This window comes from Undibacterium sp. GW821-FHT07F11, from assembly GCF_059418665.1.
This window is the reverse complement of the sequence record NZ_JBWKQH010000007.1, coordinates 167,079-192,742: the sequence shown is the minus strand read 5'-3', so window position 1 is coordinate 192,742 and position 25,664 is coordinate 167,079. Positions and strand designations below refer to the sequence as shown.

The following is a 25,664-nucleotide window of genomic DNA, read 5'->3' as shown; positions in this document are numbered from 1 at the left end:
GCTATAAGTTATGTGGTGAGAGGTATTGAGATAACGTACAATGCCAGGTTCAGAAATTTTATGATTTCAAGCAGGGCTGACACATCCGGCAGCTAATCTTTTCCGGGTAACTATTTTCATACAATGGCAACTTACATACCGTATTACCCACAGACTCCCATCACCAGGGCCATGTTTAATTTTGACGGGGTTGCTTCCGGTTTGATTAATTACATCTTGTCGGGATACATCCGTGTCTCGGTATCGGATAGTTTTACCAATGATGTCAGCTCGGGGTCCAGTGACTGGAATTGGTCGCAAAAGCAATTGAATAATATCAATACCATACTGGACATGTATTCCCAGTTTGCCAACCTGTCGTTTTCCAGCGTGGTGGATTATGACGTGTATGAAGGTAATGCGCTGGTGACACCAGCGGTGGTGGGTAAGGCAAATTTGTCTGACATCAATATCAACTGGCTCAATCGCAAAGACCTGAGCTATAGCGGCGTGTCAGGCGGAAATGCCGATAAAGCGTTTGGTTATGTCGGCGGTGCAGGTGACATCGCCCTGAATCAGGCAGCGGCTAAATTCCAGGGCGACTATTCCCTGGACCCGTATAGCCACGCGGCCCAAACCCTGATCCATGAACTGGGACATTCTTTGGGCTTGTCGCATCCGCATAGTGATTTCAAGAATGGCGTGCCTGTCATTACTTCAGATTATGCGGCCACTCAGTTTCTGGGGTTTGATGCGTTGGGCTTTACTATCAACAGCGCGATGGACATGTACAAGGAATATTTTTCTGTCATGTCTTATGACGACCAGAATTATTCTGCTTACCTGCATGCCTACACGCCCATGATATTGGATGTGATTGCCTTGCAACAGGCCTATGGCGAAGGCAAGGGTACCAGTGGCAGTGGTGATGACCTGATCCTTTCCGGCACTGACGGTTACCGGACCTATTTCGACAAAGGCGGCATAGACACTGTCGATCTGACTATGTACACCCAGGGGGCATTTTTTGCCATGGGTAGCACCATTGTTGGTGCTCCACATCTGGTAGGTGTAGCCATGAGTCGGGATGATGCGACAAATACCATCGTCAAAGGCGGTGACCCTGTCAGCTTGCGCTGGTTTTATGGCGAATATGAAAATGCCATAGGATCTGCAAAGTCAGACATCATCGTTGGAAGCTCTCTGGCCAATAATATCAAGAGTGGTGGCGGCGATGATTTTCTGAGCGGCAATAGCGGCAACGACTTTTTATTTGGCGAGGCGGGTAATGACTCCCTGGAAGGCGGTGAAGGTAATGACACCATGCTTGGCGGTGACGGTGATGATCGCTTTGACTGGCTGCAAACCACCCGCGATGGCAATGACCTGATGTTGGGTGGTAAGGGCAATGATACCTATGTGCTCGACAACAACTTAGACAAAGTACAGGAATTGGCAGGCGAAGGAATTGATACTGTCTGGGTGAGTTTTGACAGTGCGCTCAGCAGTTTTGAGAATGTTGAAAACCTGCGCGCCTATGATAGCGCCAGTGTTCGCCTGACCGGCAATGCCAGCAATAACGTCATGTCTGGCTCCACTGGAAATGACACCATCGATGGTGGTGCAGGCAAAGATACTGTTTACTACGCTGGCAATGCATCCCGCTACCAGGTCACTAAGTCGGCTAATTCTTTCATCGTGAAAGACAGTGCAGGACAGGCCGGCACTGATACCCTGAGCAATGTAGAGTTGCTTGAGTTTGACGACCACTACGTCTCATTTGATGTCAACGGAATTGCTGGCCAGGCGTATCGCCTGTACCAGGCCGCCTTCGACCGCAAGCCTGATTTTGCCGGGCTGGGTTACTGGATCAATGATATGGAAAAAGGTTCCAGCCTGACTACCGTAGCAGCGGGCTTTTTCTCTTCTGCCGAGTTCCAGAAGTTGTATGGCAGCGCCCCCAGCACCACTACCCTGATCACCAATTTTTATAGCAATGTCTTGCACCGCACTCCCGACAAGGCGGGGTTTGATTATTGGGCCAATGCTCTTAACAGTGGTGCGATTACTCCAGCCGGGGCACTCGCCAGTTTTTGCGAGAGTACAGAAAACCAGGCACTGGTCATCGGCGTGATACAGAACGGCATAGAATACACAGGCTGGCTGGGATAGATTTTTAAACGGCAGTTTGTTGAGCTGCCTGATATCTATCCTTTCATTTTCCATAAAAAAACCGGCTCATCAGCTGGTTTTTTTATGGAGTCGATTCCTACTTCAGTAATATGACGACAGCATGACATCTTGCAGTAATTGATGCTGTTGCTTCCACCCATCAGTGTTGCATCGCAGATATTGCAGTGCGCAAAGTGGTTTGCTACATTGCTGCCATGACAAAAACAAAAAGAATAAGTAGTAAATTAGGTGCCAGTTTATTTGCCCTGGTGTTTTTAGTTGGATTTGGTGCGGGGGGCTGGTTCGGTGGTGTTTTACCGATGGCCCAGCAACTACATGGCTGGTGGCGTGCCGGTGATCTGGTGGCGGTGCAGGCCAAAGTCGGCAGACTGGAGCTGCGCGAGCATCGTTCTGAAGATGGCCCCAGCTACTCAGTCGATACTGAATTTGTCTACCAGTACGACGGCAAAACTTATCGCAGCAAACGCATCAGTGTCGGTGGCGACAGCAGCGACGGCTTCAATGGGTACAATCACCGAACCCACGCCAGCCTGCTGCAAGCCCGTAGCAGCGACCAAAGCGTCACCCTCTGGATGGACCCGCAAGACCCTGCCTTTGCCGTGTACGACAGGCAAGTGCACCTGAACCGTCTCATCTTCCTCATCCCTTTTGCTACCTTGTTTCCCGCTGTCAGCCTGGGTGCCTTGTGGGCGCTGTGGGCAATCTGGTTCAAGCCTGACGAAGAAGAAACGCTTGGCGAATTCAAGGGCAATGGGCAGCATGCCTCATATACTTCCTCAGGCAAGCTGGAGCTACAGCCAGAGCGCAGTGGTGCCGCCGCCCTGACTGTGTTTGCCGTGATCTGGAACCTGATCTGCATGCCGATAGCTGCCACGGTCTATATGCAAAAAAATGCAGGCGGCATGTTGATCGCCTTTATCACCCTGTTTCCGCTGGCAGGGCTGGGCTTGTTCTGGGCCGCGATACACATGGGGCTTGCGCGCAGGCGTATTGGCAATCCTTGCATGAGCCTGGCGCAACAGCCTTATACCGGTATTGATGATTTGCCGCTACAGCTGCGTTTTGATCCCCCTCTGGGGCAACGCATGCGCACGGCGGCAACGCACTATCCGGTGAAGCTGGAAGTGCTTTGTGAACACGAAGACCGGCGTGGTGAAGACACCACGACTAAAACCCTATGGTCACAACAACTGCGGGAACAGCAAGTTGTGCATGCTGCGCAGGGAATGGATTTCAGCATCAGCCTGCCTGCGGACATGCCTGCCAGCGGTACCCAGGATCATAAAGATGTAGAGGTGATCTGGAAGCTCAGAATCAAGGCGCTGGATGCCGAACTCATCTTTAAGTTGCCAGTACGGCAGGGCGTGGGTGGGCAAGTCAATGCCGCTGATGTGCTTGCCAGACAATACCCCCGTGAACCTGTCAGGCTCTTTGGCTTACCAAGAGCACCTGGGGATACCAGCAAACAAACCCGTAGCTGGTTCTGGGCCTATGGCATCTTCTTTATCCTGATTGCGATTACTGCCGTCGCCATCTTCAACAGTGCAAGTGACAGCAGCAGGCACAGGCGTAACGCGAATACTGATCACACTGAAGCACAAACCGAAACACTGGCGCAACTAAAAGCCAGGCTGGATGCCGGTGCCGATGTCAACGCCAGGGATGCGGATGGGCGCAGCCTGCTGATGCAAGCTGCTGATGACAACGACATCGCCAAAGTGCGCTACCTGCTGGAAAAAGGCGCGCAAACAGATTTGACCACGCCGCTGGATGCGGATGGCAATGGCGAACGTAGCGCCTTGTTTGCTGCCATCAGCAATGATGGGGTAGAGATCGTGCAGATGCTGGCCGATGCCGGCGCTGACCTGCGTCGTCCCAGTAATAAACTGTGGACACCCATGCACTATGCTGCCTACAAAGGGGCGCTGAAGAGCCTGCGCTATCTGCATGAACGCGGGGTCGCCATCGACCAGCCCTTCACCGCAGGACGCGGCTCTACTCCCTTGATGATCGCTACCCAATACAATCAATTGGCCGTGATCAGTTTCTTGCTGCTGACTGGAGCAGAGCGCAGCAAGAAAGACTTGTACGGTGAAGATGCCTGCGGCTATGCAAGGTACTTCAAACAGCCGCAGGCAGCGACGGCGCTGGGATGCACATGAGCGAATTCTCAGCAGTCGCCAGGAATGCAAAGCCCCTGCAAGCAGGCAGGTATATACATGCGGAGGATGCAAAACATACTATTGCCATAGTTGTGTCAGTTATCTGGCTGATTGTCAGTGCAGCTTTTAGCTGGCAGATATGGAAAGACTGTGCCAGTGCTTGTGCCATGGGGGAGTATCTGCTCATGCTTTCTCCCTTGGTTGGTGCCATGATGCTGGCGTATGGATGCATGCAGATTTACCTGCGCAAGCGCCTCGGTGAGGTGGTCTTGCAACTGCAGCAGCCCTTGCATCCAGCTTGCAGGGATGTGCCAGCGACTTTGTATTTCATGACCGGGCTGGGGCAGGGCATGCGTCACCCTGCTGCAACCCACCCCTTGGCATTGGAAATTGTCTGCACCCATGTGGAAGATAGCGGCGAGGACGCGAGCACGAAAACCTTGTGGTCGCAAAAGTTCAAGGACAGGCATATTGCCCAAGGCGCAGGCAGCGTGGACTTCACGCTTGGCCTGCCTGCAGACCTGCCAGCCAGCGGTGCTCTGGGACGCACTGAGATCAAGATCATCTGGAAATTGCAGGTCAGGGTACTCGGGACCAAAGTGAGTTTTGTCCTGCCCGTGAAGCCAGTACAAGCTGCAAGCTCCTAACTCTTTTGCAGATGCCGCAAGATGCTCTGTATGCCCGCCTCCATTTTTTGCCGGGCAGAAGAATTGGCAGAATGCACGCGCATTTCCTGCGGAGGTATAAAACCATGCGTCATGACGGCTTCTTCTATCCAAAGTACGACGTCGTAACCGGTGCCTCTCTCATCATCGCCCAGGTCATGATCAAGGCTCAAGTGAGTTACGGCACCGGTTTTTAGCAGATCGATAGTGTCTTCCGGCCAGTAAGTGCGGGTCCAGCCCTCCGGTGTAACTCTCTCATCGTCGAGATAAACTTTCATACGGACTCACTTTTTAAATGCAAAAACTCGGGTGCTTTGATTCATTGCTTTAACGTCTGACATGCTAAAGTATGGTGTGGTATTGATTTTAATGCAATTGCCCTTCCATATTTAATATGTCATGCCAGTCGTCAGGATGACCGTTATGGGCTGGAATAGCCCGCCAGTCTTGATTTGGCGGGAAAAGCTCATTAGAATATGCGTGCTTTTCTTTGATTGTGACCGATGCCCCGGTCGGTGATATCAGGTCGATGGAATCGCTGCGCCATATTAGGCTAAGATGCCCTGATGTGACAGAACCGGACCCGGCCCCTGGGTTTTTCTTTCGATTCATGTCAACTACTATGAAAACATCTATCTCTCGCTATCGCGCCAGTGCCACGCATTTCATTTTGAGCTGCATGGTAGGTCTTTGCCTGCTCCTCATGTGCTGGTATATGTGGTATCCAACCCCTATGCTAAGAGCCATTGGTGGTTATGAAATTTTTTTCCTGATCGTTGGTATCGATGTGGTGCTGGGCCCAGCGTTGACGCTGGTGGTGTTCAACCCCAAAAAGAAATGGCTGGTGCTGGATCTGGCGGTGATCGCTATCGTGCAGATGTCGGCATTCTTGTACGGTGTCAGCACCTTGCTCGAAGCCCGGCCGGCCTATATCGCCGCTTTGGGGAAATCATTTCAAGTCATACAGTCATCTGAAATTACCGACGGTAACCTGAACAAGGCCAAAACCACCTTGCCTTTGTGGGGGCCAAAACTCGTCGGCGTCAAGGATCCTACCGACCCAACTGATATCAGTGCTGCGCAGGCAATGGAGTCAGTTGGCGGTGGCAAAGGGCATATGCCGCATTTGCATATTCCCTATGCAGACATGAAAGACGAAATCCTCAAAAATGCTGAAGACTTCGACATACTGGAAAAAAACAATGCAGAAAAAAAGGCTGAAATACAGGCATGGTTGAAATCAAACGACTGCGATGAAAAAACCTGCAAATACCAGCCCATCAAAATACGCGTCTCGACTTTCCCTGCTGTGATCGACGCAAAAACGGCAGCCTATAAAGGCATCATGCCGATTGCCCTCAAATTGTAATTCTCACCCGGCCTGGTTTGATTCAACAAGTCTGACCAGGCCCATTCTTGAAATGTATCCCGAATGGCATCCGCAAAGGAAGGCAAGCTGGCATTGATCATTTTTGCTGTAGCAATTTTTTTCAGCTACGCACATCCCTATCATATCCATCCCTACAGAACTTTTTACCATGACCTGATCATCTGCCTTGGTCTGACCGGTGCGATGGCATATTTTGTTATTCGCTCTGAGCCTGCGCTTGCAGTACGCTTGCGCTTCCCAGCCTTGTTGGCATTGCCAATGGCGATCGTGCTGTTGATCTTGCTGCAGGTCGCATTGGGTATGATAGTACCGGCCACCTTTGTCGCCTTTCCCCTCATGTACCTGCTGCTGTTTGCTCTCGCCATCGTGTTTGGCAGCAGCCTGGCGCTGGATGAGTCAAAGCTGGATATGGCAGTGGCAGCAATAGCGCTGGCCAGTTTGCTCGCAGCATCTGTGTCGCTGGTGTTTCAGCACATTCAGATCATGGGCCTGGATGCGACGCCATTTGTCATGTATATAGCCAAAGACCCCAATATTGCCATGCGCCCCTTTGCCAATGTGGCGCAGCCAAATCAACTGGCCCTGCTGTATTTTTTTGCCCTGGCAGGGCTTTGGTATTTTTATCGCACACACACATTTTCTGCCTTTAGTTCTGCTGCCATTGCCGCCCTTATTCTTTGGGGTGCAGTGCTGACACAATCACGCATAGGCTGGATACTGGTGCCGCTGTTTTTTGTCTATATGGTGAGCAAGCTGGAATCAGGCAGACGCAATGGCATACTCGTCATGCTGGCCTTGGTCATGCTATATGCAGCGCTGACTTTCTGCCTGCCGCAAATCAGCCAGGCCATGGGGTTTTCTGCCGGTTCCGTGGCTGACCATGTGGGCGGACGTTCAGAACGCATGGTCTTGTGGCAAACCGCATGGCGACTGGCAGCAGAGCACCCCTGGCTGGGTGTGGGCTGGTTTGGTTACGGCCCGGGTCAGGTCAGTGTCGCAGCAGATTTTTCATCCAGCACCTATGCCGAACATGCGCACAACTTGCTGCTTAATTTTGCTGCTGAACTGGGTTGGCCTGCAACAGCACTGATCATGAGTGGCCTGTGCTGGTGGTTTTACCAGACCTGCATCCGCTCCTCCGAAAACAAGACCCCCAAAAGCATGCCATTGCAATTTTGCAGCCTGTGCCTGTTTGCCGTTGGCGTGCATAGCATGGTCGAATTCCCGCTATGGTATGCCTTCGTCCTGATACCTGTTGGCGTCATCATGGGCATGGCGCACCAGCTGCGTTGGCCAAGTGCTGGCACTGTGATCAAGCCCGGCATCGTGCTGGCCGGTTTTGCCTCGGCTTGCATACTGATGATGGCCATCACGCTGGATTACCAGCGCGTCGTTGGTGGCTTCAAGGCCTTGCGCAATGTGCAGTCAGGTTTCCAGACGCAACAAGAATTCTTGCAAAAACCCCGGTTCACCCTGTTCCCGCAGTTCTTTGAATACTTCAAGCTGACCCACATCAAACCACGCGAAGGCATGTCAGTAGAAGAAATCAACTACATAGAAACCTGGAGCCCCCGCTTCGGCTTCGTCCACATCCTCAGCCAGCAAGCCGAGATGTACACCCTTAACGGCCAACCAAAAAAAGCCGCCCGCACCATGCTCACTCTGCAACGCCTGCACCCTATCCCTTATCCAGAATATTATGACTACTGGAAAGCCAAGGGCAGGGAAGACCCAAGATATCAGGCGGTGTTTGAAACCATGCTTGCGCGGGATGCGCCCTGATTTGGCAAGTGCCACTTCACTTCATGGTAAAGGTGATCTGCCTCAGCAAGCCTGGTAGGCGTCACCATCAAGGGTATCAAAATTTGATCAACGGCATTTGGTACTGCGCGCACATAAAGAAAGTTTCCATGCAAAGCTTGAAAGCAGTAATTAATTTTTTTGGCGCTTATCTCTCTTTGCCAGGGATGTTTTTTGCTGCCCTGATGTCCTTGGCTGGCTGCTCAAATGCCGTTGAATCTGCACACATTTTTACAGGAACTAACGGACCAACCAGGCCCAAGTTGTATCACTTTGAAAGTAAGGATCAACTTGATAAATCATGGGTAAAGTCCGTAATGAGTAGCTCCGATTACGAACAGGTTTTATCAAAAATTGATTTTAAACGACAGATATTGGTTGCTGTTTCAGTAGGGGAAAGAAATTCTGTTAGCGAAAATGTCCAACTTTGGAGAATCAGATTGCTCCCTGTCGGAGAAGATACTATCGTTGATGTTTCTGTTAAGGTTGGTATGGTGAGTAAAGAATGTAGAAAGGATTTAACGTCATACGTTTTTGTTTTAGGTACATTCGAAAAACCAAAACAAACGCTGAACTATGGCGGCTATGATATGGATAATTTCAATGCTGGGTGTGTGACTGAATTATCAGGACAAGCGAAGGTGGGTAATCCGCCTGAAAATTAATCAGCTTTGAATGCCCATAGGCGAGATTCACTTAGCGCAATCTTCACCTGGTATCTACTTATGACTAAAGACACTGCCATAACCCTCGGGTTTATTTTCGCCCCTCTAATTGCGGCAATCATGATTGCATTGAGGGCGCCCAATTTTAGTGGGGAAGATTTTATTGCTTATGGTCTTATCCCAATTTTTTATGTCTTTACATTTTTTTTCGCTATCCTGACAGGAGCCCCAGCGTTTATATTGCTTGATCATTTCAAGCTGGTTAACTGGTGGTCTATCATTGGATCTGGCACATTGATCGGCGCTTTAGCAGGAATTTTCATACGACTGCCAAGTACACCTCAGCTAAGCGATTTGTGGCCAACAACACCTATCGGCAGTGCATCTGCGTTAGGTTTCTGGTTGATTTGGCGTATGGCTCGCAAGTAACTTGGCAAAAGAACGGGGAAATCTTACGTTCACGCATTTCCGTAGTGTAGAAATGTCGTAATGTCAGACCTGACCCCGATTTCGATTTCTGACCCCGATTTCCAAAGGGTTAATATGAAAAGGCTGATTGAGAAAATACTCAAATCAGCCTTTTGTATATCCTGCAATCAATTGCTGTTACGCAGAGAAATAGAGTTTATTCATATATCCCAATTTTTCTTAACTGATTGCTACGTTTAGTTTTCTCATGAATTCAGGTATCACCCATTGAAGTGCGAATGTATAAAGTAATTTGAATATTCATATGAAAACTATTTTTTTGATGTTTTTAATTTTTATTGCACCGATTTGCAATTCGGCCCAATCTCAGACAAAAGCCGAAAATTATCCGGCTGAATTGTCGCTAAATCAGCTTTTGTCAGATGCAGAAAAATTCAATCTGAAGAGAGTTGTAGTTTATGGAAAAATAAATCTTCAGGCGGAAAGTTATTCTTTGTCGACATCGGGTTGCCAGCCCAATGCGCAAGATTCGCAAAGGATGATTTGGCTTCAACTGGCAGCACCTCGGACCGAGTATCGTTCAAACGATGATGGGAAAGATTTTTATTTGGCATTGAAAAAATATTTTCGATATCATGGTACTTGTGTATGGGTTACTGGAACTTACGATCAGGCTTTAACAGGAGTGTGGGGTCATGACTATGTCGGTGGAATAAAGGACATTGTTTCAGTTTCCCCCAAAAAGCCATGTGCTGCGGGAAAATAGCTTCGCTAATAAACCAGTTCTGCGATTAGCTGTAGCTCTACGTAATCGCACATGCCAAGCGTTTTCGTTCCTGTACTTCTGAATTGGTCACCATGCCTTGGGGCTCTCTCCCTCATACAAAGATGAGGTCGCCCATTAGCCCCGGTAGTAAAGCCCGCGTAGCTCCGATTAACGAAGTGTAATCGGAGGCTTGGCTCGGTAGTCAAGCAGTCGAAAAGACGGGGTCAGGTCCAACATTTATACATTTTCGTAGTAAGGAAATGCTGTCATGTCAGGCCTGATTCCGTTTTGTTCTGCCGGTATTGCTTTCCGTTGGTAGCCCATTCTCAGCTCACACAATTAGCGCCTTTTGCCCGCATGTGCACCAACATTGCTTTAAGTTCAATAAAACTCAGGCGCAAAAATTTCCATTGACAAAAAATACAAATAATATCAATATTAAAACTCTCGAATGGAAACGTTTCCAAAATGACTTGAATTAAATGGGAACAGGTTCGAGAATTGATATCAATGGTCTTTACACATAGCTCAGACAGACGTTTTTGACAGTGCTTTTCTATGTCAAGCCGTCTAATTCCTGTTTTTAAAATTGAAAATTACGGAGGCATGATGAAACGGCAGGACTATCGTCTCAACAAACAAAAACGCAGCAGCACACTCACAGCCATCGCTGCCAGTATCTTGCTGGCCTTTGGCTCGCAAGCCAATGCCAGTGTTACTAATCCTGTGATAGGCAGGCTGATTTGGTCAGAGGAATTTAATGGCACCAATCTCAACACTGGCTTGTGGACAGCCTATGACGGCAATGGCTGCCAGATCAATTTATGCGGCTATGGTAATCAGGAACTGGAATACTACAGTCCTAACAATGTCTCGATACAAAACGTTCCCTTTGAACCTGGTACGCGCGCTTTGGCAATCCAGGCAAAAAACCAGGTCATTGGCAGCAACGTCTTCACGTCCGGAAAAATTTCTTCTGCAGGCAAAGTACAAGTCCAATACGGCATGGTAGAGATGCGCATCAGCACGCCACAAGTTGGCACAGGGCTGTGGCCTGCCGCCTGGATGTTGGGTACCAGCCCGCAAACCTGGCCGCGCAACGGCGAGATCGATATCATGGAAATGGGGCATAGCAACGCAGGAAGGGCGCTGGCTGGCTACCCGGCGATCAATAATTATGTAGGCTCAAACGTTATTACCTATCAGGACGCCGCCTGTGTGCCGGGCAATCCCAGTTGCGCTGCTTCGACCGCGTGGCAAACCAAAAACTGGTATATCGCCTCGACACCTTTGATCAACCGTTTCGTCACCTACCGCCTGTACTGGACCGATGCACAGATGCGTTTTACCGTCATCGATAACGGTGTAGAGCGCGACATGTATCAAAACCCTTTGCCCGTCAATTCAACCTCGCTGCAGGCACCGTACTACCTCCTGTTTAACCTCGCTGTGGGCGGCAACTTCACCGATGCTGCAACGCCGGCACAAGTAACCACACCCTTGCCTGGCACCATGTATGTCGATTATGTGCGGGTCTATGAATTAGATGGCAAAGGCACGGTGAAAGTGGGTAACCCTAACGTGCCCGAGGTTGGCAAATTTGGCGTGTTTACCGATCTCACCGCAGTCAATAACAAGCAGACGGCAGGTGTCAGCTCGGACGTGTGGAACTGGAACCAGACATCGATGTCGGCAGGCTCTACCGCACCGTATGAAGGCAGCAATGTCATCGCCTGGAACTACACTGCCGCGAACCAGTGGTTTGGCAGCAGCATACAATCGCGCCAGGTGCGTGACATGAGCAACTACAGAAATGGCACGCTGAAATTCAAGATCAAGATACCCGCTAACGTTGCCTTCAAAGTCGGCATCGGTGATACCTACACCAACCAGGGCTCGGTCACTTTTCCCGCAAGCGTGGCGAGCTACGGACTGGTACGCGACGGCAATTGGGGCACAGCGACCATCCCCATTTCTGCACTCGCAGGCAACCTGATCGCCTTGCAATCAATGTCTGATCTGTTCCAGATCTACAGCGTCGATGGCAGCCTGCCCGGCAGCACTTTCCAGTGGGCGATTGACGATATTATCTGGGACACTGGCGTGCCGACGCCAACGCCGACGCCAACGCCAACGCCAACCCCGACACCTACGCCAACCCCGACACCTACGCCGACTCCAACACCCACGCCCACGCCCACACCCACACCAACTCCGGTTTCAAGCAGTGCCACACAAATCAACGCCAGCACATTGCAGTTTGGCATCAACACGTCGTCGTGGGCAGACGTGCATTACACGGTCAACTCTGGCGGCCAACAAAACGTCCGCATGGCGCAATCCAACGGTAACAACAGCTACACAGTTGGCGGACTCAAAGCAGGGGACCTGGTGAAATACAGCTTCACTTATTGGGACGTTGCGAAAAATTATGCAGTCGATACCGGGCAGCAGAGCTTCACGATGAAGTGACGTTCTTTTAATTTATGGAGAGAACGGTCGTAAGGAATTTACGACCGTTTTTCTTGGGGCTAATCGACGCACGAATCGCTTCTGAAACGCCTCAATGAATGTGAAGAGGGGTCTTACATTTACGCATTTCTGTCGTATAGAATTGTCGTAATGTACGATTCCATTTTTGATCGGTAATTGTAGATGGCGACTCATATGACTAGAGATGAAGCAATTGATTTGTTAGTGCAACGCGATCTTGCCCGGCTTTCCAAGGAGGAGCGCGAGGTCTTGTTGCTGGATTGGTGGACCATTGATGCAGGTGATCCTGACTATGCAGGTCTTCCTGATCTTTTAAAGGCGATGATCACTCGTACTGACGAGCCGGACGACTCGGAAAGTGCAATATATGATCCTCTGCTACAGATTGCCCTTAAGCATTCATATACAGGAGTGATCAACTCGTATTTGAAAAAACAAATCACTCTGCTCGGATTGGACATTGTGATTGAAGGCGATGTTGAGGAGCTAGCGGCTTGTCCCTGCTGTGGATACCGAAGCCTGCAAGAGAGTGCGGCATATGACATTTGTCGTGTATGCTTTTGGGAGGATGACGGGATAACGGAATTTGATCGACTCAGTGGGCCGAATCATATGACGCTGCGTGATGCGCAGCAGAATTTCCAAAACATTGGTGCCGTCACTGAAGACACTCGACGATATGTCCTTTCGGATGGTCGGGATCGATATTTATCAGAAAAATAGGGGCGTATCACGTTGATAGGCAATCAGCCTAGTCTGTCGGCTAAGGTTCAAAGCCGCATTTCGGCAAATGTCGTCTGTTTCCCTGTTACAAGCACCTGTGAATAAAATTGTGTGATTCACTTACAGATACTCAGCAAATCCGTCTTTCGCACTTCCAGCACTGCCCGCTTCCTTCGGGATAAAACAATGAACCGCATTCGGGGCAGGGCATTGCTTTTACTCCCGGATTATATGGTTCCCAGCCCTGGCGCAGATGATAGATTGCCATTGCCTCTTCCCATGTGGCGGCTTCTATGCGCCAGAACAGTTGTTCGCAATCTGGCTCAAGTGATCCATCATTAAATCGAGGCGGGTCTTCACCTGTTGCGAGGGTGCATGGAGACTGCGCATCTATGGGGCCCCAACTGGTAAATATTGGCATGCTTGTCGCTCTTAAAAAATCAGGCTATTTGATGTTGGCTAAGGTTTGAGGTGTCGTTAGCAGGCTTATCGCCCGCTTCACGACACAACTGATCGACTTGTTTCAACAAAGTCGGTATGCGATATTTACCATGCATGGCGGCAATGCTGGCTTGGGCTGTTGCCAGTTCCATGCCCAGGCTGGTGATGTACAGTGGCTTGTTGCTCTCACCGCGGCAAATGCCGAACGAGGCATCTATGGCCGAGAAAGATGACTTGGCAACGCCTATGACGCTGACTTTGTTAGCCAGTGCTTCATATAAATACCAGCCCAGACCGGGTCTGCTCTTGCCATCCAGATATACATAACCGTCGATGATGATGCAGTTTGGCTGCAAATCATGCTCTGCCAGCAACTGCAAGATGCAGGGCAGCTCGCGCTTGTAGAATTCACCGGGCACATAGTCGGCAACATGGCTGATGTGGCTGATGCAGGTTTTTGCTGGGTGCTCGTCATCCCAGTTATGGAAGATGACACCAGCGACACAGGCCTGCTCACCAGTGCCACCCTCGCCATCGCTGCTGTAATGCACATCTACCGCCAGCAAAGTGGCTGGTTTTGCTGTCATTTGTCGATATCCGCCACCCAGTCGCCTGATTTGCCGCCATGTTTCTCCAGCACACGTATATCAGTCATGACCATGCCCCGGTCAACGGCTTTGCACATGTCGTACACGGTCAGCAGGCCGACTTGCACTGCGGTAAGGGCTTCCATTTCTACACCGGTTTTACCAACTGTTTCAACCTGGGCTTCGCATGTAACGGTGTTGTTACTTGCATCAATGCTAAAATCAACCGTGACACGCGTGAGCGCCAGTGGGTGGCAGAGCGGGATCAGGTCGCTGGTGCGCTTGGCAGCCATGATGGCGGCGATGCGGGCTATGCCGATGACATCGCCCTTTTTTGCATTGCCCTGCTGGATAATTGCCAGTGTGGCAGGTAGCATACGGATGTGGCCGCGGGCGATGGCGATGCGGTGGCTATTGTTTTTGTTGCCAACATCCACCATATGGGCTTGACCACCTGCGTCGAAATGGGTCAGCTCGTGCGTCAATTCCTGGGGCAGTTCGGGTTTGCTGGGGTTGCCGGGGTTGCTTGTATCTGTGCTCATTATTGTGTAAAAAGATAAAAGTAGAGAGATGAGGACTTAAGAAAAATCGCTCCAGCCCTGTGGCACATACCATTGGTCATGCCAGGTTGAAACAATTTTGCATAAGCCCTCGAAATAAGGAAGCTATTAGTGTCCAAGTATCATAGCATTGCGAAACCTTTACGACGCGCTTTTCACCTGCCGGCCATCCGTCTGGCGGTACTGCTATTGACCAGTGTGGCTAGCGTGAACCTGCCATCTGGGCTAGTCCAGGCGCAAAACCTGCCGACTTTGGGTGATACCTCGCGCGAAGATTTGTCCCCCCTGGCTGAACGCAAGCTGGGTGAGCAAATCATGAGCGTGGTCAGGCGCGACCCGGATTTCATGGACGATGCGCCAGTCAGTGAATACCTGAACCGCCTCGGCAACAAGATGCTCGAAGCCCGGCCTGACGCCAGAGGTGAAACCAATTTCAATTTCGAATTTTTTGCCGTGCGCGACCCGGTGCTGAATGCTTTTGCTTTTCCCGGTGGTTTTATCGGTTTTCATTCTGGCCTGATTTTGGCAGCGCAATCTGAATCTGAACTGGCCTCGGTCATGGGCCATGAGATTGGCCACGTTGCCCAGCGCCATATTGCCCGCATGCTGACCAGTCAGCGCGGCGACGCGTTGATCCCGTTGGCCGCACTGGCGCTGGCCGTGCTGGCAGCCCGATCCAGCCCCGATGCTGCCATGGCAATTGCCTCCGGCGGGCAGGGGCTGGCGATACAAAAACAATTGAATTTTGGTCGTGACGCTGAACGCGAGGCTGATCGTGTTGGCTTCCAGATTTTGCGGGACTCTGGCTTTGACCCGTCTGGCATGGTCAGTTTTTTTGGCCGCCTGCAAAATTCCATGCGCAACTATAACGATAACCTGCCGCCGTATTTACGCAGCCATCCCCTGACCAGCGACAGGATAGCCGACATACAATCGCGCCTGACAGACCAGCGTTATCGCCAGCATGCCGACAGCCTGGAATTTTTACTTACCAAGGCCAGGATCAGGGTCTTGCAGGACAGCAGTACGCAGGGCCTGATGGATGCCAGTACTTTTTTTGATACCCAGGCCAAGACCGGCAAACTCGAAGACCAGATCACCGCCAAATATGGCCAGGCCTTTGTCGCCTATAAACGTCTGGGCTTTGTCACCGCCCGCAAGCTGCTCGATCAATCGCGCAAAATGCTGGAACAGGTGCCTGCGTATAAAAGCATGCTCAGTTACAGCAATATGTATATCGACCTGTCCATCGACATCTTGATCGGCGACAAACAAACCGCAGCCGCCGTCAAGGAAGCAGAAAAAGGCATGCGTGATTTGCCGCTCTCACGTGGCGTCGCCGTGCAATATGCCGAAGCTTTGCTGGCAGACAGCAAAGAAGAGCAAGCCGCCGTCTTTTTACGCGACCAGATCGTCCTGTACCGCCAAGAAGCGCAACTCTATAACCTGCTGGCCAAAGTCTATGCTGCACAAGGCAAGCAAGCCGCTCAGCACGTCGCCCTGGCTGAGGCTTATGGCATAGAAGGCAATCTCGCAGCCGCCCTGCAGCAACTCGACATCGCCCGCCGCGAAAAAGATGCGCAGTATTTTGAACTGTCCGTCATCGATGCCCGTGAGCGTGAATGGAAAGAAAAGCACAAGGAACAATTGGCGGAAGAGAAGAAGCGGCGTTGATGCATGATGTGGCAATTTCTTAAGCGTGAACAAGGCGGTTCCTGACAGGCTGCAATCCGTGATTGCGGCCTGAGTTTTCCATCCATGCCAGACTTCCTATTGAGCACAGGAAAAGTTCTCGGTAAAAAATCCTTGCCATCATGCAAAAAGAAATAAGCGCTCACTTGTCACTGTCAACTGCCGAGTTTCAATTTAGCGACTTGAAAAAAACATCTCTTCACTGGGCCGAAGATGAGTTGCGATCACGCGATAAATTGATGCTGTATTTTTTGGATTTTAAAAAACTCCCTTGGACTGCTGCTATTCTGGCTGCCCCCAGAAATCATGTCCTGGTTTCTGTCCCCAGGAGTAGTTATGACACTGCAGAAATTGCTGCGGATGTCGGGCGGCAACAGGCATCATGGACACAGTCTTTTTTTATAGATAAAGAGACTCGTGCAAAATTTAAAAAAGAATTGGCATCACACGATTTAAGCGCTCAGAATATTCCGTATGGGTTGTTAGCTTTTGATGGTGGCTTATTGAGTCCGTCATCCATAACTTATAACAAAAAGGAACGTCCGTTGAATCCACTCTGGTTTCGCACCTATTTAATTCCGAGAGTCCCTGATGCAAGAACAAATTTGACCCAGGTTTTGCGTGAATATATGGCTGAGCGCGGTATGTTCTTTGTCAGGCCATTTGATGACGAGAAATTGCTCAACACAGATTGGCAGGAGCGCTTTCTCGGCGGTGATGACCATGACGAAGCGGTTCTTTTCAGGAATATGTACGGCGGGCCTGAATCGGCTAAGAAAGACAGTATTCAGATAGAGATGTTGGAACATATATTGGCAGAGTTGGACAACGGAATCCTGCTTGATTTTCTCTCGATGAGTCCGAATCTTGATGATTTTTCTTTTCAAATAGCATATCCATACTCGGTAGTAAATTACTTGAAGGATTACGATGCCATGAATCGCGGGCAACGTCATAATGATCTCGTGAATGCGTTGCGTGCACATTTGGTTCGGCGATTGGAGTGGCCAGTATTCATACAATCCGCGCGCGCAGGTAAGGAGATAGCGATCGAGCGATTTAAAAAAGGGCCGAAGCCACCAGCTGGATTGTTGAAATTTAATGCCGTTGAGGAAATGGACTTGTTTTTGCAAGCGATGAAGAAAAAATATCCCAGTTATTGGCAAAACTCCTGGGATGATGTCTGGCACATTTCACCCCAAAATTAATTTGCTGCTGACCCGTCTCCCGTGTTCGGTTAGCCAGAAATATATATATATATGAAATTGATGGGAAATTTAACTATTGAACCAAGCTCCAGTTCTGAGGTTTTGTGGATGACATTTTCATTGTTGACCTTAGAGCCATCACGTCAAATGGAAATATTAGGAAAATTGCCTGGGCCTACGGAGTCCGCAAAAGCGTTGACTGAGAATAGTGCCGTTCATGTGCTTATTACCTTAAGCGTACTCTATTTAAGTTGGCTCGCTGAGTTTGAGCCATGCCCTAGGGCACGAGAATTGTTTGATCTTTTGGATGAAATGTCGTCTATGCAATCTAGTGAAAGTTTTATAAATGCTCAGGATTGGAAAAAATTGCGTTCGTTAGCGAAATTAGTTCTAGACAAGGCAGGTCTTCCTCCCTGGCCAGTACCTTCAACCATTGATTTTCACCAATATGTCGAGATACATGGGTATTGCGAGCCTCCAGGAACTTTAGACTTGAAATAATTGATTTAACTGCATTTTATTGACTGGCAATTCATATTTTTGTGACAAAAATTACTTGTTCTGATTCCGCCAAAACACCAAGCTAACAAATCTTCATTAGTTCAAAATGACCTTAATATCTGGCTACATTTGCATTTATTCTCAAACCTCAGCGTTGACTTATTTGTCGCGCTTATTGCAAGCAGTTGTGAAAGATAAATGTTCATTGTCCGGGTTTGATGTCTCCATTCGCGGGAAAATAGATTTTCGAAAAAAGAATATTGCCAGTGTAGACATAAACAATTTTCTTATGGCACGCTACACTGAGGGCCTGAATTTACTGGTTGCTCGTGCTGAGGGCGATCTGGAAATAGGAGATGGTATTTCAGGGAAAGTTTCAATATCTTTGTTGCCTAGTCCTCTTGATGAAATTTGGTCTCCAATTGGGAAAAATTTTCCAAAAAGTAAAAGCCACACCCAGAACTCGACTTTGTTGAGTCTTGGCTCTCACGAGGGATTTGTATTTGGGAGAGGGATCAAGGACTATCCCAACATATTTTTGATTTCCGTAAAAACACAGCAAGTCGAAAACGTGAGTTCAGAACAACTACATCAGTTTAGTGTTGCCCTTGCCAAATCACTCGATGGGGTGGATAGATGGTTGGGTATATTGGACGCGGAAGGCTATGTTGTCGCATTTCCTGTCGCTGAAATGTTAGTGGCAAATCCAGATACGGTAACAAAAATGGATAGCTTTTTCTTCCTCCCACATCTAGCCGTACTTGGTAACAGTGATGTTATCGATGCGTATGCAGATGATATCCAGATAAACGTCCCGAAGGTGGCTCTTCAGAAAACGAATTTAAATAAATCAACTGTGATTAGTCTAAAGACGTGGGAAGACAGAAATGAAATATTTTTACCGCGATGGCATCAAAATTCCTGGAGATCAAACAGCCATAATAATCAGGATTCAGAAGAAAAGTGAAAGTGACCGCCAACAAATGCGGTATATTCAGTACGAAGTATGAATACATGCCAACGAACTCATCAACTGGAAAATAACATGCGCAGGACGTTTGCTTTTTTACTTATTGCCTTGTGTGCCTGCTTGAGTGCAATACCAGCCCAAGCCAATAAAATATCAGACGAGGGTGCTGCCTACAAGCGTGATCTGATCAAGGCAATTGAACAGGCCGATAAGATAGTCGTGACAGAACACTCTGATAAGTATGATTTTTTCGAGGTCAAGACGTATACATTCCAACAGCAGGAACAGCTTGTTTACCAAACTGTGATATTGAGCCCGCAAGACGTGGTCAATTTTAAGCGACTGGTCAAGGCTGTACCTGACAGAACACAGTATGTGAGTGCTGCCTGTATTTTTGTAGCACATCACACCATCAAATTCTATGCCCAAGATGAATTGCTGAGCACTTTACCGATCTGCTTCAAGTGTGGTGCGCAAGAATGGAATGGTACGAAGCATGCGCCACCTCAGGAGATTGTCGGGGGATTGCGTAAATTTATCACGGCAATTGGTTTACATCCTGAAATGAAATGGCGGCTACTTGCAGATGAGCGACTGAAAAAAGATGGATTACCATCTGGGTCAGATTAATTTATAATATGCAGATACGATAGCCACTTTGGCTGTTTACTTATTTCCCCTTTAAATCATCTTCGCCACATGTGAAATTCAAAATGAAAATTTGAACCAGCTCAACTTAAAGCTGGTTTTGTCCAAGAGAGGTGCCTGACCAAACTGCTTGCATGCGTGATTGCGCTGTGATGCATGTTTGTGAGTATGCGCCGTCCTTAGATTTCTCATTTTATGTTCACATGCCATCAGTTAATCCTGTCAAAGACAAGGCAGCGCTCAAGCCGCCTGTCGTTCAATCCGTCAAATCACTATTAATCAGCCTGTTGCGTCAGCCTGAGGGCATTGTTGCCTTGCTGAGCGATGAAGTCGATGGTGTGGTGCAGCCTGTTTTGCGTCAGGTAGATTTGGCTGCGTTGCATACACTGGATATGCGCTTATTTCCCTCTGCTGCAAGCTTGCTGGCAGACTGGCATAGCTTGCAAAACGCTAGTGAATTGAGCAGTGTCTGGCCTGCATTTTGGCGGGTGTTCTGGATGACTGTGCCTGATCCTGCAAGTGTGAGTACGGTAGCCGTACCGCAAGTCAGGACACAAAAAATGCCAGTTGCCACGGCGGCTCATCCACGCGCTTATCGCGGTACCAAATACCAGCCGCCAAAACCAGCGCAGGCCGAACTTGATTTGTGTCGCTGGCTGGCAGATCCACGCTTACTGGATGCGTTTTTTGCGCAGCATGACTTTGCCGTGCTGCCTGTGTTGAATGCGCGAGGGCAGTTGATGCCGGTGGCAGCAGACATCGTTCCCACCAGCGCTGCCTTGTATTTTCATCGCTGGCGCACACTTGCGCAAGACTTGCCAGTCTTGCCCGATGCCTTCCGTCGCAATTTCTTATGGCAACTGCGCGTATGCAGTGCAGTTCAACAACTGGCCTGGCTGCAAATATGGCACCAGCACGGCAGCTTGCATGGCGATGAAGTTGCACGTTCAGAAAAACTGGTGTTGCTGGCGCGCTTGTGTGCGATGAATGCAGCGCAAACCCATGCTGCGGAACTGGCATTGCTGTTGCCTGAAAAGCGCCAGAATATTTTCTTGCGTGTGCTGATGCGGGAAGTGCAGGGGCAATTGTCGTTGCAGCAGATGAGTGCAGATCAGCTTATGCGTTTGCATGTGTTGACAGAAGAAGATTCTCGTTTTGAATATTATTTACGCAGTAGCTTTGCTAATTTGCAGAGACAAGTGAGTGTGGAATACAGTCTTGCTGGCTGCCTGTTGTTTGAAATGAGTGGCGAGACCACTTTGCGCGAATATACGCTGAGTGCGAAACTTGATTGCAATGATGTACCTGTTGAAGCAATTGTCAAAGCCTGTGACGCTATCGGTATCGGATCAAGGGTTTCTTTGTGGGATTATTGCGCCGAATTGCCCGGCCTTGCAAAGTTACTGCGCGAGACACAGTGGGAGAAGTTCAACCAGGAGGCAGCATGCACCTGGTTCAATGTCATGTACAACTTTGTGGGTGAAGATGACAAAGACAATCTCCATGCAAAGTGGCAGGTTTATCTGGATCTATTTTATATCTGCCATGACGTACTGATCGCCTTACCCGCTGGCAGGCAAAACAAGCTGGCGCTGATGTGGAAAAATTTCATTGACGGTTGGGGCAAGGCGTCTACGATGGCAAGAGCTGCACGCGAATTTTTGTCACTGATGCATAAATTATGCTTGCCGCCATTCTCGGCGAATATCGATTACGGACACAGTTTCGTCAACATTGTCGAGGCCTGGCCTGAAGATGAAAGGCAAGAAATTCTTGATCTCGATATACGTGTATGGCTGCATTTGGAGCGCGCCTGCCGCCGCCAGGATGAAGCAAGACTGATTGTTTTTGGCTCTTACACACTGAGTGAGGTTGCTCCATTATTTTTGCGAGATTCATTGATTCATGCTCCTGCCAGATTATTCAAAACCATGCGCTTGCTTGGTAGCCTGGCCTATGAGAGACGTCAGTCTTTCATGCGGCAGCAGATGAAAGCAGACTGGTTTGCACTGGACTGGCTTGCAATGGCACCGCAAGACGCGTGCCAGCGTTTGCTAGTAATGAGTAAAGCTGATGGGCTGGATAGCCCTTTGCCACGCCGCTTGCGTGACTTCCTGGACGGACGCTTGAATTTATCGCCATCGCAAATAGCAAGGCATTGTAAATTGACTTTGTCTCGTTTGCCTTCTTTACGGTTGCGGGCACTTGAAGCTGCTTTGTGGAAGGAGATAGATGCACCATTTCAGCTATATGAATACTCCAGACCGGCCAGGCATGCTTTGCGTTTACTGGCAGGTTTGAGTGGTGGTAGCTTTGCAAATAACCGCAAGGGCCTGCGGCGATTTTTGTTGAACGCTCGTGCAGGCAATGCGCCGGATTATCTTGATCACCCACTTAATCAGCAATGGTATGCGAAACATCCAAAGGTGCGGCGCTCTCTTTGGCAAATGGATATGCAACGTACAGTGCAGACTGCTCAGGGCAAATTGAGGCTCGCATTTGAGCACGATCCATTTGAAGTCCTCATGATGGGTACTTATGCAGGCAGTTGCCTTGGCATTGGCGGCTTGTGTGATTATTCTGCGGTCGCCTGTCTGCTTGATGTCAACAAGCAGGTTTTGTATGCCCGAAATGAGCAGGGCAAGGTAGTGGCGCGGCAGTTGATGGCGATTGATGAAGAGGATCAACTGGTGTGCTTTTCGGTCTATCCCGAAAACGTATCGCAAGAATTAAAGGCAGCATTCAAATCATATAACGAAGAAATGTCGGGTTTGCTGGAACTGAAACTTTATCGTTTCCAAGACGACGCTTGCTATGACGTCGCTACCATTCTTGCACAGGATTGGTGGGACGATGGTGCATGGCAGGAAGAATGATTGTTAAAATGCAAGTAGTTTCCTTTACTTCATGTATGATATTTATTTGATATTTTTGAAACGGGGACTTTATGAGCATTACAAGATCAGGTATCTGTTCTGGCTTTGCTGCTGTCATGATGATGTGCGTCAATGCGGCGTGGGCGGAGTCCGCACCCATCCAGGCGGCTGATGCGACCAGCACCAGCGGTGCCGCAACGACTTGCGCAACGCCAGGCAAAAATGGCTACGACAAGAATTGCAAGCGTTACCCGGATGCAGATACTGGCCAACGACCTGTGATCAGGCGGCGACAAACATATTGGCCAAGCTGGATGAACCCAGCAAGCAGCGCGTGAGGGATTCGTCGTATGAAAATCTGATCCAGTTCCACATGGGATGGGGCATGGGGATACGCAATACTACTGGCCTGTGGCGTGGCAATGCGGCGCTGACGGATTCTTGCGCAGTACTCGATAATGATGGCGATCGCCATCCTGACCATATGTCCATGGTCATCATCCAGCAAATCTGGAAGAAACTGCATTAATTCCAAATTCTTCTGACAGGGGCGCAAGACGTGAAAACAAGACCGTACCAGATTTATTTTGTTTTTATGATTGGCCTGTTGGCAGGTGGTGTCGCACTGGCACAAATCGATGCGACGGCAGAGCCGGGCAGACCCAGCTATGATCCGGCGACCGCTATGTGCATGCGTACCGATAAGGTCAGTGAGAAAACTTGCCTTCGCTATCCTGATGCTGGACTATGGCCCGCTGTTTGCAGCCTGGCCGTCACACAGTTTTTGAGCCGCCTTGACGACAACGGCAGGCAGGGCTTGCGGGCAGTAAAATATCAGGACATTAAACATCTGACTACACTTTGGGGCATGAGCATACGAAATCGCTTTGGCTTGTGGCGCGGCAATGCTGCCCTGATCAGTTCTTGCCAGGCCATGCGTCCTGAGGCAAGCAGCTATCCCGAAGATATTTCACTGATCATCCTTCAAGAGGCATGGAAACAATTGCAGTGAAATCGTTGCAATGGATTTTCTACACGAGGTTTTCTGCAATGAATCCCTGGTTTACAGGACATAAAATAAAGGAGCAAGCATGACCGCACCCATCAAAGAACTTCCAGAAATTTATATCGCGGTAGATGTCGAGGCAGATGGCCCTATACCTGGCCCGTATAGCATGATCTCTTTGGGCATGGCGGTGGCCGGGCATCCCGGGTTGACGTTTTATTCCGAGATCAAACCCATCTCCGACGAATTTGATCCCGCCGCACTGGCCGTCTCTGGTCTCGACAGGCAGCACCTGATAGACAATGCGCCAGATGCCGTCGTGGCGATACGCGCAGCTTATGACTGGGTGAATTCCCTGCGCAAGATAGGCAGGCCAGTTTTTTTGGCCGCACCGGCTGTGTGGGACGGCATGTTTGTGCACTGGTATTTCATGCGCTTTGTCGGTACCAGCCCCTTTGGTGCTACGGGATCAGGCGTGGATTTGCGTAGCTACTGGATGGGGCTTACAGGTTGCGAATGGATAGAAAGCCGTAAGGGCAAAATCAAATACGCGCTCAATCTCGAAGGCTTGCCGCATACCCATCATGCAGGGGAAGATGCGGCAGAACTGGCGCAGGTGTTTACTGCAGTGTTGAAGAGCCGGCCAGCGGTCTTGTCGGAATCCTTGCCGGAGTCATTGCCAGATGTCAAGGAATGAGTACTACTGATTACCTGCCGTGAACGCATACAACATTCAGCAACATGCGTGCAGAATAAAGTGACTTTTACACAATTGAATGCTATCTTTCATTTGCTTTATTTATAAAAATGTCATCCCCCTGAAAAGGCGTACATCTACAGTAAAGCGTATTCATGCGTCGTGGATAAAAAATGTCGATGATGTTTCAAATCCTAAGCAGCTCGCAAGCTGTTTGGATGCCATCATTTTCTTCGAATTTATTATCCTTGACCTAAGGGTGCTTCAGTGCCATTGCGGCAGGCAAGGCAATCAAGGCTGTGTAAGGTGGCCGGGCTGGTTTTGCGTCAGTCCGATAAGTTGGATAAAAAAAAGGATGTGATCATGTTCGGTAGCCAGGTCCTGGAAACAGCCATCGGTATAGCCTTGTTTTTTCTTGCCGTATCATTGTTCGTCACGGCCTTGCAGGAGTTCATCGCTACCGCGCTGAAACTCAGGGCGAATACCCTGGCGTCTGGCATCAATGAGTTGCTGGAGCAAAAGAAAAATCTTGACCCAGTCATACAAGCCATCATGAATCATCCACGGGTGTCGCCACTGGATGGCAAATTGTCGTATATCTGTTCGACCAGCTTTGCTGCAGCCACCATCCATGTGCTGGGTGGGATAGGGGACGCCTCAACAGACCAGTTTAATCAGCTTGAAATTTCCATCGGCAATTTACCTGCAGGTAACCTCAAAAGCGTATTGCAGCTCGCCGCCAGCCGTGCGCAGGGTGATGTCACTAAAGTGGAGCAAGAAGTCGCCACCTGGTTTGATGAATCCATGGACAGGCTGTCTGGCCGCTACAAGCGCTATAGCGGCTACCTGAGCCTGGGGCTGGGCGCATTGCTGGCGACAGGGATGAACTTGAATGCATTTGCCGTTGGCAGCGCATTATGGAGTAGCCCGGTACTCCGGGACCAGGCTTCTGCCGCTGCAGCAGCGGCAATCGCAAAAGGCGCGACTACTGTGCCAGCAATATCTGCCGACGTGCTGAGCATGTTTGGCTTTCAAACTTTTTTTGCCACTTTCCCCTCTGGCATGGCCTTGCTGGGTTGCCTGATCACGGCGTTTGCGGTCAGCCTGGGTGCACCGTTCTGGTTTGATTTTTTACAAAGCATCGTCAAGATGAATGTGCGTGGCACGGGCGACAAACCTGCGAAGGCGGATGGAAGTTGATCGTAGTTGATCG

At 49.5% G+C, this 25,664-nt stretch carries 24 protein-coding genes; 21 read left to right on the top strand and 3 right to left on the bottom strand.

Going from position 1 to position 25,664, the window contains the following annotated elements; translation table 11 throughout:
• Positions 1-123: 123 nt before the first annotated feature.
• From AC07OI_RS18695 to AC07OI_RS18685, 3 genes are all read left to right on the top strand, one after another.
• Positions 124-2,151 carry a DUF4214 domain-containing protein gene (locus AC07OI_RS18695; RefSeq protein ID WP_495258253.1) on the top strand — a complete coding sequence of 676 codons (2,028 nt, stop codon included), beginning with the start codon at positions 124-126 and terminating at the stop codon, positions 2,149-2,151.
• Positions 2,152-2,366: 215 nt separating this feature from the next.
• Positions 2,367-4,334, top strand: coding sequence for an ankyrin repeat domain-containing protein (locus AC07OI_RS18690; protein WP_495258252.1), 1,968 nt, complete (start codon positions 2,367-2,369; stop codon positions 4,332-4,334).
• Positions 4,331-4,981, top strand: a complete 651-nt coding sequence (locus AC07OI_RS18685; RefSeq protein ID WP_495258251.1) for a hypothetical protein — start codon at positions 4,331-4,333, stop codon at positions 4,979-4,981. Before AC07OI_RS18690 ends, AC07OI_RS18685 begins: the two co-directional genes overlap by 4 nt.
• On the opposite strand, the gene AC07OI_RS18680 is transcribed toward AC07OI_RS18685, so the two are convergent.
• On the bottom strand, positions 4,978-5,277 hold the full coding sequence (locus AC07OI_RS18680) for a cyclic-phosphate processing receiver domain-containing protein (RefSeq protein ID WP_492701031.1): 300 nt from the start codon (positions 5,275-5,277) through the stop codon (positions 4,978-4,980). The two genes, AC07OI_RS18685 and AC07OI_RS18680, sit on opposite strands and share 4 nt — an antisense overlap.
• Positions 5,278-5,621: 344 nt before the next feature.
• On the opposite strand from AC07OI_RS18680, the gene AC07OI_RS18675 reads away from it, so the two are divergent.
• The 7 genes from AC07OI_RS18675 (at position 5,622) to AC07OI_RS18645 (ending at position 13,265) form a co-directional block, all read left to right on the top strand.
• Positions 5,622-6,368, top strand: coding sequence for a hypothetical protein (locus AC07OI_RS18675; RefSeq protein ID WP_495258250.1), 747 nt, complete (start codon positions 5,622-5,624; stop codon positions 6,366-6,368).
• A gap of 63 nt (positions 6,369-6,431) precedes the next feature.
• A complete protein-coding gene (locus AC07OI_RS18670) occupies positions 6,432-8,171 on the top strand; it encodes a PglL family O-oligosaccharyltransferase (protein ID WP_495258249.1) in 1,740 nt (579 codons plus the stop codon).
• Between the two features lie 128 nt (positions 8,172-8,299).
• The gene (locus AC07OI_RS18665; protein WP_495258248.1) at positions 8,300-8,854 is read left to right on the top strand and encodes a hypothetical protein; all 555 of its coding nucleotides are present in this window, start codon (positions 8,300-8,302) and stop codon (positions 8,852-8,854) included.
• Between the two features lie 60 nt (positions 8,855-8,914).
• Positions 8,915-9,283, top strand: a complete 369-nt coding sequence (locus AC07OI_RS18660) for a hypothetical protein (protein ID WP_495258247.1) — start codon at positions 8,915-8,917, stop codon at positions 9,281-9,283.
• Between the two features lie 304 nt (positions 9,284-9,587).
• On the top strand, positions 9,588-10,049 hold the full coding sequence (locus AC07OI_RS18655; RefSeq protein WP_495258246.1) for a hypothetical protein: 462 nt from the start codon (positions 9,588-9,590) through the stop codon (positions 10,047-10,049).
• Positions 10,050-10,655: 606 nt separating this feature from the next.
• On the top strand, positions 10,656-12,521 hold the full coding sequence (locus AC07OI_RS18650; protein WP_495258245.1) for a glycoside hydrolase family 16 protein: 1,866 nt from the start codon (positions 10,656-10,658) through the stop codon (positions 12,519-12,521).
• A 195-nt stretch (positions 12,522-12,716) separates the two neighbouring features.
• Complete coding sequence (locus AC07OI_RS18645; protein ID WP_495258244.1) at positions 12,717-13,265, top strand: CPCC family cysteine-rich protein; 549 nt, start codon at positions 12,717-12,719, stop codon at positions 13,263-13,265.
• Positions 13,266-13,705: 440 nt separating this feature from the next.
• Here AC07OI_RS18645 and AC07OI_RS18640 read toward each other — a convergent pair whose 3' ends face one another.
• Together AC07OI_RS18640 and moaC are read right to left on the bottom strand one after the other, a co-directional pair.
• Positions 13,706-14,293 (bottom strand): endonuclease V, encoded by a 588-nt coding sequence (locus tag AC07OI_RS18640; protein WP_495258243.1) that lies wholly within the window; start codon positions 14,291-14,293, stop codon positions 13,706-13,708.
• Positions 14,290-14,835 (bottom strand): cyclic pyranopterin monophosphate synthase MoaC, encoded by a 546-nt coding sequence (gene moaC, locus AC07OI_RS18635; protein ID WP_492701013.1) that lies wholly within the window; start codon positions 14,833-14,835, stop codon positions 14,290-14,292. Before moaC ends, AC07OI_RS18640 begins: the two co-directional genes overlap by 4 nt.
• Positions 14,836-14,964: 129 nt before the next feature.
• Between moaC and AC07OI_RS18630 the strand changes: the two genes are divergently transcribed.
• From AC07OI_RS18630 to AC07OI_RS18580, 11 genes are all read left to right on the top strand, one after another.
• Positions 14,965-16,527, top strand: coding sequence for a beta-barrel assembly-enhancing protease (locus AC07OI_RS18630; protein WP_495258242.1), 1,563 nt, complete (start codon positions 14,965-14,967; stop codon positions 16,525-16,527).
• Between the two features lie 140 nt (positions 16,528-16,667).
• Positions 16,668-17,753, top strand: coding sequence for a hypothetical protein (locus tag AC07OI_RS18625; protein ID WP_495258241.1), 1,086 nt, complete (start codon positions 16,668-16,670; stop codon positions 17,751-17,753).
• 60 nt (positions 17,754-17,813) lie between these two features.
• Positions 17,814-18,254, top strand: a complete 441-nt coding sequence (locus AC07OI_RS18620; RefSeq protein ID WP_495258240.1) for a hypothetical protein — start codon at positions 17,814-17,816, stop codon at positions 18,252-18,254.
• A 106-nt stretch (positions 18,255-18,360) separates the two neighbouring features.
• The gene (locus AC07OI_RS18615; protein ID WP_495258239.1) at positions 18,361-19,221 is read left to right on the top strand and encodes a hypothetical protein; all 861 of its coding nucleotides are present in this window, start codon (positions 18,361-18,363) and stop codon (positions 19,219-19,221) included.
• Positions 19,222-19,299: 78 nt separating this feature from the next.
• A complete protein-coding gene (locus AC07OI_RS18610; protein WP_495258238.1) occupies positions 19,300-19,854 on the top strand; it encodes a hypothetical protein in 555 nt (184 codons plus the stop codon).
• Between the two features lie 221 nt (positions 19,855-20,075).
• A complete protein-coding gene (locus tag AC07OI_RS18605; protein WP_495258237.1) occupies positions 20,076-22,748 on the top strand; it encodes a hypothetical protein in 2,673 nt (890 codons plus the stop codon).
• Between the two features lie 71 nt (positions 22,749-22,819).
• The gene (locus AC07OI_RS18600) at positions 22,820-23,086 is read left to right on the top strand and encodes a hypothetical protein (protein ID WP_495258433.1); all 267 of its coding nucleotides are present in this window, start codon (positions 22,820-22,822) and stop codon (positions 23,084-23,086) included.
• Complete coding sequence (locus tag AC07OI_RS18595) at positions 22,987-23,277, top strand: DUF6794 domain-containing protein (protein WP_495258236.1); 291 nt, start codon at positions 22,987-22,989, stop codon at positions 23,275-23,277. Before AC07OI_RS18600 ends, AC07OI_RS18595 begins: the two co-directional genes overlap by 100 nt.
• A gap of 30 nt (positions 23,278-23,307) precedes the next feature.
• The gene (locus AC07OI_RS18590; RefSeq protein WP_495258235.1) at positions 23,308-23,760 is read left to right on the top strand and encodes a DUF6794 domain-containing protein; all 453 of its coding nucleotides are present in this window, start codon (positions 23,308-23,310) and stop codon (positions 23,758-23,760) included.
• Positions 23,761-23,839: 79 nt separating this feature from the next.
• Positions 23,840-24,451 carry a hypothetical protein gene (locus AC07OI_RS18585; protein ID WP_495258234.1) on the top strand — a complete coding sequence of 204 codons (612 nt, stop codon included), beginning with the start codon at positions 23,840-23,842 and terminating at the stop codon, positions 24,449-24,451.
• A gap of 363 nt (positions 24,452-24,814) precedes the next feature.
• The gene (locus tag AC07OI_RS18580) at positions 24,815-25,651 is read left to right on the top strand and encodes a hypothetical protein (RefSeq protein WP_495258233.1); all 837 of its coding nucleotides are present in this window, start codon (positions 24,815-24,817) and stop codon (positions 25,649-25,651) included.
• Positions 25,652-25,664: the final 13 nt, after the last annotated feature.